The organism is Caldimicrobium thiodismutans, from assembly GCF_001548275.1.
GTDB classification, from domain to species: domain Bacteria; phylum Desulfobacterota; class Thermodesulfobacteria; order Thermodesulfobacteriales; family Thermodesulfobacteriaceae; genus Caldimicrobium; species Caldimicrobium thiodismutans.
This window is the reverse complement of record NZ_AP014945.1, coordinates 354,763-367,312: the sequence shown is the minus strand read 5'-3', so window position 1 is coordinate 367,312 and position 12,550 is coordinate 354,763. Positions and strand designations below refer to the sequence as shown.

The window sequence follows — 12,550 nt, the reverse complement described above, 5'->3', positions numbered from 1 at the left end:
TTAGACATGACTATTAAGAAAAGAATTTTTCTCCTTTTTACCTTCAGCTTATCCTTGATTATTCTTTTAATTTCTATAAATTTTTATTTTTTTAATACTCTTAAAGGTGAAATCTACTTTCTTGAGCAGACAGACACCCTTCGCACCAAGGCCTTACAATTAAGAAGATATGAAAAAAATATTTTTTTAAAATACAGTTCTGCCTTAGAGAGAGACTATAAAAATGTCTTACGCTATATGGAGGAACTGGAAAAAACTATAGATGGGCTTTCTAAGAGTGGGTATAAATATGAGGAAATCCCTCAATTAAAAGAAACCCTTAATCTTTACAAACAAACTTTTTTTGAACTTGAAAACCTTTCAAGAGATGTTGATGCCAAACTCCAGAATCGGTTTCCCCATAATCCTGAACTTTTAAACTTACTCAGGAGCGTGATTCTTTCTCATCCCTCAGAGGTCTCAAATTTTTTAAAAAAGCTTAAAATTTTAAACTCAGAAGAGGAAAAAAATCTTGACAAACTTGAAAGAGATTTACAAAATCTCAGGGTTCTGGGAGAAAATTTAGTGAATCTTACCAAAAAACTGGATCTCCTATGCAGGGCAGAGATTGAAAAAAAACTTAAATTTTTAAAAATTATTCAAATCCTTGGTTTGGGATTTTTTACAGGTCTCACCTTAGCAGGAATACTTTTCCTGATCCGGGGAATTATACAGAGATGTAAGATTTTAAATATGCTTATAGAAAATACAGGCAAAGGGGTTTTTAAGAAATATAAGCTCTTTAAAATATCTGATGAATTAGATCTTTTGATTTACAAATTCAACCTCATGGAAGAAAAATTGAAAGAACGGGAAGAGGAACTTGAAAGACAAAGAGAGGAAATGTATCAGATGAGTAAAATGGCAGCCCTTGGAAGGCTTTTAACCAAAATCTCCCATGAATTGAATAATCCAGTCAATAACCTCTCCTTAACTTTAAAAACTCTGGAAAGAGAACTTTCATCTGAAGATAAAGAGAAATTCAAAGAATACATAGAGGATTTACAAAAACAGGCACGAAGAATTAAAGAAATCATTGAACACTTCTTGATTTATTCTAAAAAAAGATCCCTGAATAAAACATCTATTCCTTTAAAAGGTTTTATCTTGAAAACCTGGGAAAAATTTATAAAAGATCACCCTGAAAATGAAATCCTCTTTAAAATAGATTCCCCTGAAGATTTAAAACTTGAGGGAGATCCCATCCTTATTGAAAGTGCTTTAATAAATATTTTAAAAAATGCCTATGAAGCTATGGAAGGTAAAGGAACTATTAAAATTGCAGTAACTGTGAAAGATAGAATGATTCACCTTGAAATTAGGGATACTGGAAAAGGTATTCCAGATGAAATCAAGGCGTCCATTTTTGAACCCTTTTTCAGCACTAAACCAAGCGGAATTGGAATAGGACTTTCCCTGGCTAAAGAAATCTTGCAAAAACACGGAGGAGATATTCTTTTGAAAGAAAGCACCGAAAAGGGAACAACCTTTGAAATAATATTACCATTATAGAGTGAAAAAAATGGGAGAAATTCATAAAAATTTTTCTATTCTTATTGTGGAAGATGAAGAGATCTCTCTTAAATATCTCATCAGATTATTAGAAAAAGAGGGATTTTCTGTTGAGGGAGTTCAAACAGGAAATGAGGCCTTAGAAAGAATTAAAAAAGGGTCCTATGATCTCATTTTACTTGATTTACGTCTACCAGATATAAATGGCCTTGATCTTCTCCCAGAAATTAGGAACTTTGATGAGGATATTCATATTATTATCATTACTGCCTATGGAAGTATAGAAACAGCTGTTTCAGCCATTAAAAAGGGAGCCTCAGATTATTTAACTAAACCCATTGAAATAGAAGAGCTTCTTTTAAAAATAAATCATTTTTATGAAAAAAAACGCTTGCAAAGAGAAAATATAGCCCTCAAAAGTTCCCAAGAAATTTTAGAAAAACATACCTTTGTGGCAAAAAGCAAGGCTATGCAAGAGGTCTTGAAGATTATTGATGAAATCAAGGACACAGATACAACTATACTTATCACAGGGGAAACAGGCACAGGAAAAACAGCTCTTGCCAAATACATTCACTTTACAAGCAAGCGAAAAAATCGCCCTTTTATTGCCATAAACTGCTCCCTATATACTGAAGAATTATTAGCCAGTGAGCTTTTTGGCTATGAAAAAGGAGCCTTTACAGGAGCTTTTAAATCCAAACCAGGACATATTGAACTTGCCCATGAAGGAACCCTTTTCTTAGATGAGATAACTGAAATTCCAGTTAATCTGCAGGCTAAATTTCTTAAGGTTCTCGAAGATAAAGAGATCTTGCGATTAGGAGGAACTAAACCTATAAAAGTAGATGTAAGATTTGTGGCTGCAACCAATAAAAATATTCATGTAGAAATTGAAAAGTGGTATTTCAGAAGAGATCTTTATTATCGCATCTCAATTATAGAAATAAATCTTCCCCCTCTCAGGGATAGAAAGGAAGATATTCAACCCTTAGCCGAACTCTTTCTTCAAAAATATAATCAAAAATTTAAAAAGAAGATAAAAGGATTCACCAAAGAGGCATGGAAGGTCCTAATGGACTATACCTTTCCAGGTAATGTTAGAGAACTCGAAAATATTATTGAGCGCTCTGTCCTTCTCTGTAAAGAAGAATACATTGCTCCAGATTTATTTCCTCAGAGTCTTCAAATCTCCACTGTCTTAACTTTAAACACTCAAAATATAAAATCATTGGAAGAAATATCCCGAGAATATGCCAAAAAGGTGCTGGAATTTTTTGGAGGAAATAAGACCAAAACAGCCGAGGTGCTCGGTATTTCAAGGACAAGCCTGTGGAGACTTCTTAAAGAGGACTAAATAAGTGTTCACTTCTGTTTCAAAGTTAAACATGGCTTTTCAAGTTAATTGTCTTTCAGGCCTTATAAAATCAATTTTTTAAAGCTGGCATATTATTTGTTATCTTTTTATAAAAAGCTGGAGGTTTACTCCATGAAAAAGAGTAAGATAATTATTTTAATACGAGAAGGAGAGGATTTTTCTTCTTATCTTGGATATATCAAGGAGATGCAGCTCCTTTTTAAAAAGGAGATTCTTTTTTTGATTCTTAGAGAAAAAAAGATCTCTGATTTTTTGGAGACCCATTTTATGGCCTCAGCCTTAGCTGAAGAAGGTGCCCAAGAACTGGCCTTAGAAGAACTCAAAAATTTTTCTCCAGATACCAGAAATTATATTAAAGAACTCATAAATCAACTCAAACTTGCATCTCTTGAAAACTATGAGATTCTTATTGTTACCGAAGATTTATTTAAAGAGGTTAAAGGACTTTTAGAAAAGGAATTCAGAGTAGAACTCTTTATAATTTCACCTAAGACAAATGAAAAATTCTTTTCTAAACCTAAGGGTTTAAAGAAATTAGTTGAAGAGTTCACTGTTCCTTTTATCACTCTGATTCCGAAAACTTCTTAAGGGGGAGCTGGGATGATTAACATTTATTTGCCCGTAGCTTTAACAAGCATTAATGTCTTTTTACCTGCCTTAGCAGGGTTTGCAGTTGGTATCCTGTCAGGTCTTTTTGGAGTAGGAGGGGGGTGGCTTATGACCCCTCTTTTAATGATGATGGGAATTAATCCGGTAGTTGCAGCAGGGACCGATGCCAATCAAATAGTGGCTGCCTCAGCCTCGGGATGCTATGCTCACTGGAGAAGAGGAAATGTAGATTTCAAGCTGGGCTTTCATCTTCTAATAGGAAGTTTTACAGGAGGATTGCTGGGGGTTCAATTAGTAAAAATCCTAAGGGCAATGGGTAATGCTGATATCCTTATCAAACTCTGTTATGTAATCATGCTTGGTATCATAGGAACTTTAATGTTTTTTGAAAGTCTGTCTGCCCTGAGAAAAAAAGAAGAGGAAGCATCACAAGAAAAAGAATCTCAAAAACCCGGTGGTTTTAAAGAAACTCTTAAGAATTTACCTCTTCAAACCTTTTATTCCAAGGCTCAGATTTATCAATCGGTAATTACTACTATACTACTTGGTTTTGTAGTAGGGATTTTAGCTGCCATTATGGGAGTAGGGGGAGGTTTTTTGATGGTGCCTGTTATGGTTTACCTTCTTGAGGTCCCCATGCATGTTGTTGTAGGAACAAGCTTGTTTATTGTTCTTTTTACCTGTATAGAGGTTACTATTTTACAATCAGTAATGAACCATGCCGTAGATATTATCCTTGCAATTCTCTTGCTCCTTGGTTCAACCATAGGGGCCCAGATTGGGACTACCCTGGGAGCAAAATTAAAAGGGGAACAGTTAAGAATAATTCTGGCCTGTATTGTTCTTCTGGTTACCATTAAGATGATTCTTGGCCTCACCCTTACACCCTCAATTTTTATTGCCCCAAAAGGAGGTCACTAAAATGAAAATTTTTATAGGTTTCTGTTTTATTCTTTTGTTTTTAATTCATTATCCCCTTTTGGCCTCAGATGAGATAACCGTTAAGCCCAAGGAGATTCAAGTGTCCTTCTTTTATAAAGGGGAAAGACTACAAATCTCAGCAACTCCTAACTCTTGCCAGGATGATTTTATTATAAAAATAACTTCAGAACAAAAAGAAGAAAGCACCTTCAAAACCATTGAAAAGGTTGGTGGTCTCATCTGGATGAAAGTTAACGATATCCATTATAAAAATCTTCCCCTCTTCTATTACATTTATAGCAATAAGCCTATTGAAAGTATTTTACCCAAGAAAATTCTTGAAAATTATGACCTTGGGTTTGCAGTTCTTGGAGAAAAGGCTGAAATCTTTCCTCTTAAAGATCCAAATCAAAAAATAAAGTTTTGGCAAGAATATCTGAAATATCAGGGCAAACATCGCCTTTATGAGGAAAAGGTTGTCCAATTTACTTGTAATGAGGATAAAGCACCCAAATTAGAGGCTACTCTTGATTGGCCCTATCAGGCTCCTCCAGGTGAATATCAGGTAGAATTATATGAAGTAAAGCAGGGAACCATAGTTAAAGAGATAAGAGAATCCATAAAAGTTTCTCAGGTAGGGCTTGTTAAGGTTTTAGCTGATTTTTCAAAAAACCAGGCCCTAATTTATGGTATTTTTTCTGTTATTATAGCTCTTGTAGCTGGTTTCTTGGTTGGACTAATCTTTAAGAAAGGAGGCCACTAATGTATGAGACTATTTTAGTTGCCTACGATGGTTCAGAATACAGCCGGGCTGGACTCAAAGAGGCCTGCGCTTGGATAAAAAGACATGGAGGCACATTATTTTTAATGCATGTCATCTATTTCAACGAGGAAGAATTCCTGCTTTACCCCGATATACGGGAGAAACGCTTTGAGCAAGGTAAAAAGCTCTGCGATGAGGCCAAGGCAGAGATCACAAAACACTTTGGGATACAAGCCCAATGTATTCTTAAAGAAGGGGATCCCTCTGAGGCTATTCTACACGAAGCAGAGACCTTGAAGGCCAAGCTTATTGTGACAGGCACTTATGGAAAAAAGGGTCTTTTAAAAAGATTGGTTCTTGGGAGTGTAAGCACAGAGCTTGCCTTAAATTCTCCAATTGATGTTTTGGTGGTAAAAAAGCCCTGTGAGGAATGTAAGGGAGATTATAATTCAATACTTGTGCCCTTTGACGATTCAGTGGCAAGCCGACTGGCTCTTAAAAAGGCCTTTAGGTTTTATAATGAATATGGCTCCTCTATTCATGTTTGTTATATTCTTCCGAGATATCAGGAATTGATAGAATTTTATATAACCCCCTCGATTAAAGAAAAAATAATTGTTGAGGGTAAAAAAATCCTTTCTTCAGCTGAAAATATGGCCAAAGAGGCAAAGATTCCCATTGAGTTAATTATGGATGAGGGATCACCAGCTGAAAAAATAGTTGAAATTGCTGAGAGAAAAAAGATTGACCTTCTTATTATTGGACCTTATGGATGGAAAAAAGGCCTTGATAGAAAGTTAATAGGAAGCACTACGGAAAAGATATTACATTTGATAAATATTCCAGTTTTAATTGCCAAGGAGGAATAAATCATGGCTAAAGGGTATAGAAAAATTTTAATTATTTACAGAAATTCACCTGAATTTTTGCGAGAAAGCTTTAAATTAGCCAAAAAAGAGGGCACATGGGTAGTAGTTTTAAAACCCTTGCCTACATATGAAGGAGAGCTTCATTTAACCGGTATTAAAAATCTGGAAGAGATTTTAGAAGGATATAAACTTAAAGAGTATAAACAAATAAAAGAGTTAACTGAAGAAGAAAGGGTGCTTGCTAAGATTAGGGTAGAAGAGATTGAAAAAGAAGAGGATATATTGGATATAGCTATAGAGGAAAATTGTGATCTTATCGTGATTGAACCCAAAAAACCAACGCTTTTTGAAAGGTTATTGTCTCTTAAGGACAGATTGATAGAGCTTTTGATTGATCAATCGCCCTGTCCGGTGTTTATTATCAGGAACTAAATATTTAAGCTTCCTTTTTGTAAAAGGCAACCGTCTTTCCTAAGAGCTTTTTTTCCATATCTGGGGGATTCACCGGAGGAATTTCTGTTGCGCCAAGGAGTAAGTATCCACCTTTATTCAGGGTCTTCCAAAGGGATTGAAACACCTTAGCTTTAACCTCTTTGGAAAAATAGATTAAAACATATCGGCAAAAAATTAGATCAAAGGTGTCTCTAACCTTTTTATCTATCTCAAGAAGATTTAAAAATTCAAACTTCACAAGTTTTTTTACCTTTTCATCAATTTGCCAGTTTCCACCAGCCTGTTTGAAGTATTTCACAAGAAAGGTAACCGGTAATCCCCTGTTTACCTCGATTTGATTATAAATTCCCTCTTTTGCTTTTTTAAGAGAACTTTCTGAAATATCTGTAGCATAAATAGAGACTCTATAGGTATTTAGAAAATTCTGAAAATACTCTGAGAGCAAGATGGCAATACTATAAGGCTCCTGCCCTGTTGAACAAGCCGCTGACCAAATATTTATCTTTTTTTCTGATACTCGCTTTTGAAAAAGATCCGGAAAAATGTCTTTTTTTAAGGTCTCAAAGGGATGTTGATCTCTAAAAAAATAGGTTTCATTTGTTGTTAAGGTATCCACAATTTGGTTTATAAGAGAAGAAGTTAGTCCTGTTCTGACCTTTTGGTAAAAGGAAGAAAGGTCTTTATAACCAAGGGTAAGGGCAAGTTCAGTAAGTCTGCTTTCCAGGAGATATTCTTTTCCCTGTTGATAAGAAATTCCACTTACCTTTTCAACTAAGGCTGTAAAAAAATCAAAGATCTCTTTCTCCATATTAATAACACCTAAAAAGTTCTCGTAGTCTTTTTGGTATTTCAGAAAGGCTCAAAACCTCATCTGCAAGGCCTGCCTCTATAACTGCTCTTGGCATTCCAAAGACAACAGAGGTCTGGGCATCCTGAGCTATTACACCTCCACCCTTAAGTTTTACTTTTTTAGCTCCTTCAGCACCATCTCTACCCATTCCTGTTAAAATCAAGACCAGGGAACTTCCATTGTAAATCTCAGCTAAGCTATTAAAAAGGACATCCACTGCGGGTCTACAATTATTAACAGGTGGGCCTTGATGGAGCTTAATATATTTTTGAGTATTTTCTTTTACAACCTCCATGTGATAATCACCTGGGGCAATGTAAACCACCCCTTCCTTGATTGCCTCTCCGTCCTCAGCTTCTTTAACCTGAAGGGGAGAAATCTTATCCAATCTATCCGCAAGCTGTTTAGTAAATAAAGGGGGCATATGCTGAACTATCAAAATGGGACTTGGGAAATTTTTAGGTATGCCTTTAAAGATTTCTATTAAGGTCTGAGGACCACCTGTAGAAACCCCAATTCCTAAAATTCTAAAAAGCCCTGGCTTTAAGAGCTTTTGAGAAGGAGTAATTTTAAAAGATTTAATTTCCTTAGATGAAGTTATCCCCTTAATCTTGGGAAGAAGATCATTTTCAATCTTTTTCACACTTTCAAGAAAAGACTTTGTAGATGGCTTAGGTACGAAATCATAAGCCCCGAGCGATAGGGCCTCAATAGTTGCTTTTGCCCCTTCCTGGGTCAGCGAAGAAAACATGATAATCTTGGTTTGAGGTAACTCTTTTTTCAAAATCTTTAAAGCAGAAATACCATCCATCTCAGGCATCTCTATGTCAAGGGTAATTACATCAGGTTTTAAAACCTTTGCCTTTTCAATTGCCTCTTTTCCATTTACAGCCTGACCAATAATTTCAATCTCGGGATCCTTTTTCAGGATATCCACAATGAGTTTTCGCATTATAGCGGAGTCATCTACGATGAGTGTGCGAACCTTTTCAGCCACCTTAGAATCCTTCAAAAAGATATTGAATCTTTGTTTCAAGCATCTCTTTATCAAAGGGCTTCATGAGATACTCATTAGCTCCTGCCATAATAGCATCAATAACAGATTTTTGTTGATTTTCAGTAGTGACCATCATAATCTTTATCTCAGACCATTCAGGATTTTCCCGCACTTTCTTTAAAAACTCATAGCCATTCATAACAGGCATGTGCCAGTCAAGAAGAATAAGAGTTATATCTGAATTTTCTTTAAGAACTTTTAAGGCCTCTTCACCGTTTTCAGCCTCTAAAACAAAAAAGCCAAGCTCCTCTAAATACTTCCTCTCAATCTGTCTTATAGCCTTGGAATCATCAACTACAAGGGCCTTTTTCATCACCAATCCCCTGGTTTGGCTAAGATTTCTCTTACCTTTAGATTAAAAAATTTATTTGAAGGCATGGCCTTAATTAGGGCTACTGTATCTGCACCTCTTGCTGTTCCCGCTACCGCAATAACATCTTCTGGGGGGATAAGACCAGCATCACAGGCCATAACTACAATCTCTACACAGACCTTAAGACCCTGTCCGAAAATCCTTAAAGTTTGTGCAATGAGAGTCTCCTCAGAATAATGGAATTGGCTCTTTATCGCTGAACCAATACCCCTTAAGGCCATGGTCCCAGTATAGACCTTAGCTCCAAGCTTTTTCAGTCTTTCCCTTACCTCCTCTGTCATCTCATGCGTTCCTGGTTCCCTAAAACCAACATTATGGGTAACAATTACTAAATTTACATCTTTATCTTTAAGAGCTTCTGCAAAAATAAGCCCCGTATCCCCATAAGTTGAGGCAACTACAATATCCCGAATACCTCGTTCCTCAATGACCTTTAAAACAGTCTCAAGACAAGCCTTTGTATTTTCAGGCCCTGGCTTAGCAAAATATGACATTATCCTACCTTGTTTAAAAAAAACCCCGGAAAAACTTCTTTTTTTTCAAAATTGATTTTAACTAATTTTCCAGAAAAAGAAAGGTCTCTCTTTAATTCTAAAAAATAATCTCTTGCAAATTCCCAAGCCTTTTTCTCCGCAAAAAAGATATCCACTTCAATAGAATCCTTTGTATAAGAAAATATAGCCTCAACCATTCCAAGGTATTTAAAAAAAACTTTTAACCAAAAAAGCCTTACCTTATCCCCCTTTTCTTTAGGAACTATTATTTCAAGGTATCCCCAGGAGTTTTCTTCCTTAAATAGAAAAGGTAAAAAAAGTCTATCCTCCTCAAGAACAAAATCACTGATTCTAATCTCTTTTCCTAAAAGCTCTTCAAGACCTTTTTGATTTTTGGCTTTGTCTTTGGTTTCAAGTCTTTCAAAGACCCTCTTAAACACCTCAGATAGTAAACTTAGTTCCTTGGAAAGTTGAGCCTGTGTCTGGGGTTTACTTGGACCTTCTTTTACCATTAAATAAAGAAGATTTGCTTCCGTTGTCTCCTTAGAACTTCCAAGGATCTCAAGGACAATTGGACCCTCTGATTTTAGGACCTTTACCTTGATCAATTCTCCGGGTCTAAAGTCTTCAGGATTAAGAGTCCCGGCTAAACGAGCCTGAAATTTATAACCACCCATCTCAAGATATAAAAGCTTACCCTCTATCTCAAGCACTCGCATAACCAATTCTCTTCCAGGACGAGTAAAGAGACTCCATAGATTTTCAGGAAGATAATATATCGGAGTAGGAGCTGTAATTTGCATCTAATATTAGAGCTTTTATTTTTGCGTCTTCAAAATTATTTCAATTTCACCTTCACTAAGCCCGGTTTTTTTAGAAATCTCTTTTATTTTAAGTCCCTTTTGTGAGAGAAGGATAACCTCTTCCCTCGGATCTGATAAATTCCTTTCACCTTTAGCACCCTTTTCTTTAAGCTCTTTTAGACGGTCAACCAATCTCTGGGCCCTATCTAAGCTCTCTTCAATCTCTTCCCAAGGTAGGTTTAAAAATTTTCGGAATCTCAAATAAAAGAGGGCTAAGAGAACCAAAATGAAGACATCAAAAATGAGCAAGGCATATAAGAGGAGTTCCTTGTTCATCTGGGTTTAGACCCTTAAAATAGTCCCTTCAAGCTCAATCTTTGCTGGATTTAACATTAAAGGTTCCTTTTGTATCTTAACCTTGAGATCTTCCTCAACTCTTTTTAAAGCTTTTTCTTCCCTCCACACAAGAGGGTTCTCCTTTTTGACCTCTTCAAAAACAAACTGTCTAAGGGAAAGATTAATCTTTTGAGCCTTTTTATAATCCTCTGGCCTTTCAAAATATAAATATACATCCATTTTTAAAAAGGTTTGTTCATTCAAAGGGATGAGAAAATTTTTCAGATCAAGCCGATAAGCGTAAGATTTTTGTGATACCTGTTCAGATTTTGTTGCATTTACTTCTTCAGGAGTAATCTTTGATTTTTCTTCGGGTTTAAGCTGTTCAGCAACTTTTGATGGTACCTGAGGCAAAGGTTTTGAAATTTCCTTTTTTTGAAAAAGTTTATAAAGCACGAAAAAGGCTGAAACCAAAAGTAAAAGAATTAATAAGCCACTGAGGATTAAAAGAAAAGGAATGTTTTTTTTCTTTTCTGGAGTTTTCCTTTTTTCTTCCTCAGTCTCTTCCTCTAAAAGATCCTGAAGTAAGGCCTCTGTTTTTTCTTTTTCATCAGTTAAAATTTCCTTTGAAGGCTCAGGTGTTTCTTCCCTTTTTTCTTCTAAATTTTCAGATTCTTTCTTTTTTTCTTCCTCCAAACTATCCTCCAAAGACCTTTTCAAGCTTTTCTTTAAGTGTCTCAGGTGTAAAGGGTTTTACAATATATTGACTTACCTTATACTTGATGGCTTCAAGAATGTTTTCCTTTTGAGCTTCAGCAGTAACCATAACAAAAGGAAGATCCTTAGTGGCTTCATTGGCCCTAACTGCCTTTAAAAGATCAAGGCCACTCATCTTGGGCATATTCCAATCAGAGATAATTAGATCAACCTTTTCCTTTGATAAAATCTCTAAGGCTGTGGTTCCATCATCTGCCTCTAAGATATTCTTAAATCCAAGCTGAGTCAAAATATTGCGAATAATCTTTCTCATAGTAGAAAAGTCATCTACAATAAGGACTTTTATATTTGTATCAAGTGCCATCTAATCCCCTCCTTCTGTAATTTTTTTTGTTTATGATATAAACATGAACCTTTGCAAAATTCTCCTCTAGCCACATCCAAAAACTCTTTTTTCCTTGAAAGCCAGATTAAAGAACTCCTCCCCCTTCTTCTAAAAAAATCATCAAATAAACAGGGCTTGATCATGTGATTAAGAGTCCTAATAAAGGAAAAAGTAAGATAATTAATAATTCCAAGGTGATTTGCTATGGCTAACATTTTTCCCTTACCCTATTTCTGATAGTTGACTCCTCCCTTAAAATTTAATATTTAAATAAGTTCTTAATTTGATCAAAGCCTGCTGGTGAAGTTGCGAAATTCTTCCTTCAGTATAGCCAAGAACCCTTGCAATTTCCTTCATATTAAGGTCCTCATAATAATACAAAGCCAAAATCAATCTCTCCTTTTCCGATAATACTTCCATGGCTTCTGCTAATTTCTCTGTGAGTTCCTTTAAGGTATAGTTTTCTATAGGATCGTTTTGAGAAGATGCCCCAGCCAGGAATTCAAAAATATCCTCCTCTTCAAGTTCTGGTATCTTCTGTTTAAAAGCATCAATGTCAATAAAGGATATACCTTTAATGTTTTCAAGAAGCTTCTGATACTCCTCTAAGGAGATACCAAGGGACTCAGCCACTTCTTCTTCCTCAGGCATCCGCCCGAGCTTAAGATATAACTCTCTTACTTTTTCTTCAAGCTCAGAGGTCTTTTCCCTGACACTTCTTGGTATTATATCAATTTTTCTGATTTCATCAAGTATAGCTCCCTTAATTCTATATTCTGCATAAGTTCTAAAATTGACCTTTTTAGAAGGGTCAAAGCGATGATAAGCCTCAATAAGACCAATTACTCCTGCAGAAACAAGGTCTTCCTTGGATAAAACAGGTTGGCCAAGATAGGCATATTTATTGGCTAAATGATTGATCCTTGGCAAAAAATCATCAATGACCTTTTCTATCGGGGGTTTAAAATGTTGACTTTTCACCATTATCTCC

The 12,550-nt window shown here is 35.6% G+C and carries 16 protein-coding genes; 7 read left to right on the top strand and 9 right to left on the bottom strand.

Annotated features, from left to right (window positions below):
• The first annotated feature begins 6 nt into the window (after positions 1 to 6).
• The 7 genes from THC_RS01830 (at position 7) to THC_RS01800 (ending at position 6,523) form a co-directional block, all read left to right on the top strand.
• On the top strand, positions 7 to 1,551 hold the full coding sequence (locus THC_RS01830; protein ID WP_068512549.1) for a sensor histidine kinase: 1,545 nt from the start codon (positions 7 to 9) through the stop codon (positions 1,549 to 1,551).
• Between the two features lie 10 nt (positions 1,552 to 1,561).
• Positions 1,562 to 2,908 (top strand): sigma-54-dependent transcriptional regulator, encoded by a 1,347-nt coding sequence (locus THC_RS01825; RefSeq protein WP_068516544.1) that lies wholly within the window; start codon positions 1,562 to 1,564, stop codon positions 2,906 to 2,908.
• Between the two features lie 132 nt (positions 2,909 to 3,040).
• Positions 3,041 to 3,517: a hypothetical protein gene (locus THC_RS01820; RefSeq protein WP_068512543.1), complete on the top strand. Its 477-nt coding sequence runs from the start codon at positions 3,041 to 3,043 to the stop codon at positions 3,515 to 3,517.
• Between the two features lie 12 nt (positions 3,518 to 3,529).
• Positions 3,530 to 4,459 carry a sulfite exporter TauE/SafE family protein gene (locus tag THC_RS01815; RefSeq protein ID WP_068512535.1) on the top strand — a complete coding sequence of 310 codons (930 nt, stop codon included), beginning with the start codon at positions 3,530 to 3,532 and terminating at the stop codon, positions 4,457 to 4,459.
• A 1-nt stretch (position 4,460) separates the two neighbouring features.
• On the top strand, positions 4,461 to 5,222 hold the full coding sequence (locus THC_RS01810; RefSeq protein ID WP_068512533.1) for a TIGR02186 family protein: 762 nt from the start codon (positions 4,461 to 4,463) through the stop codon (positions 5,220 to 5,222).
• The gene (locus THC_RS01805; RefSeq protein ID WP_068512531.1) at positions 5,222 to 6,091 is read left to right on the top strand and encodes a universal stress protein; all 870 of its coding nucleotides are present in this window, start codon (positions 5,222 to 5,224) and stop codon (positions 6,089 to 6,091) included. The genes THC_RS01810 and THC_RS01805 overlap by 1 nt, the downstream gene beginning before the upstream one ends.
• A gap of 3 nt (positions 6,092 to 6,094) precedes the next feature.
• A complete protein-coding gene (locus tag THC_RS01800; protein WP_068512528.1) occupies positions 6,095 to 6,523 on the top strand; it encodes a universal stress protein in 429 nt (142 codons plus the stop codon).
• A 4-nt stretch (positions 6,524 to 6,527) separates the two neighbouring features.
• Here the strand turns inward: THC_RS01800 and THC_RS01795 are convergent, their stop codons facing one another.
• The 9 genes from THC_RS01795 to THC_RS01755 form a co-directional block, all read right to left on the bottom strand.
• Positions 6,528 to 7,352, bottom strand: a complete 825-nt coding sequence (locus tag THC_RS01795; RefSeq protein WP_068512525.1) for a CheR family methyltransferase — start codon at positions 7,350 to 7,352, stop codon at positions 6,528 to 6,530.
• A 1-nt stretch (position 7,353) separates the two neighbouring features.
• Entirely contained in the window at positions 7,354 to 8,346 is a 993-nt protein-coding gene (locus THC_RS01790; RefSeq protein ID WP_407922078.1) for a protein-glutamate methylesterase/protein-glutamine glutaminase, read from the bottom strand.
• A 46-nt stretch (positions 8,347 to 8,392) separates the two neighbouring features.
• Positions 8,393 to 8,764 carry a response regulator gene (locus tag THC_RS01785; protein ID WP_068512524.1) on the bottom strand — a complete coding sequence of 124 codons (372 nt, stop codon included), beginning with the start codon at positions 8,762 to 8,764 and terminating at the stop codon, positions 8,393 to 8,395.
• A complete protein-coding gene (locus tag THC_RS01780) occupies positions 8,764 to 9,318 on the bottom strand; it encodes a pyruvate kinase alpha/beta domain-containing protein (protein ID WP_068512522.1) in 555 nt (184 codons plus the stop codon). The genes THC_RS01785 and THC_RS01780 overlap by 1 nt, the downstream gene beginning before the upstream one ends.
• Positions 9,318 to 10,121, bottom strand: coding sequence for a hypothetical protein (locus THC_RS01775; protein ID WP_068512520.1), 804 nt, complete (start codon positions 10,119 to 10,121; stop codon positions 9,318 to 9,320). Before THC_RS01775 ends, THC_RS01780 begins: the two co-directional genes overlap by 1 nt.
• A 15-nt stretch (positions 10,122 to 10,136) precedes the next feature.
• Positions 10,137 to 10,457: a hypothetical protein gene (locus THC_RS01770; protein ID WP_068512519.1), complete on the bottom strand. Its 321-nt coding sequence runs from the start codon at positions 10,455 to 10,457 to the stop codon at positions 10,137 to 10,139.
• 6 nt (positions 10,458 to 10,463) lie between these two features.
• Positions 10,464 to 11,153: a hypothetical protein gene (locus THC_RS01765; protein WP_068512516.1), complete on the bottom strand. Its 690-nt coding sequence runs from the start codon at positions 11,151 to 11,153 to the stop codon at positions 10,464 to 10,466.
• 1 nt (position 11,154) lies between these two features.
• Entirely contained in the window at positions 11,155 to 11,538 is a 384-nt protein-coding gene (locus tag THC_RS01760) for a chemotaxis response regulator CheY (protein WP_068512509.1), read from the bottom strand.
• 273 nt (positions 11,539 to 11,811) lie between these two features.
• The gene (locus tag THC_RS01755) at positions 11,812 to 12,540 is read right to left on the bottom strand and encodes a sigma-70 family RNA polymerase sigma factor (RefSeq protein WP_167344308.1); all 729 of its coding nucleotides are present in this window, start codon (positions 12,538 to 12,540) and stop codon (positions 11,812 to 11,814) included.
• Positions 12,541 to 12,550: the final 10 nt, after the last annotated feature.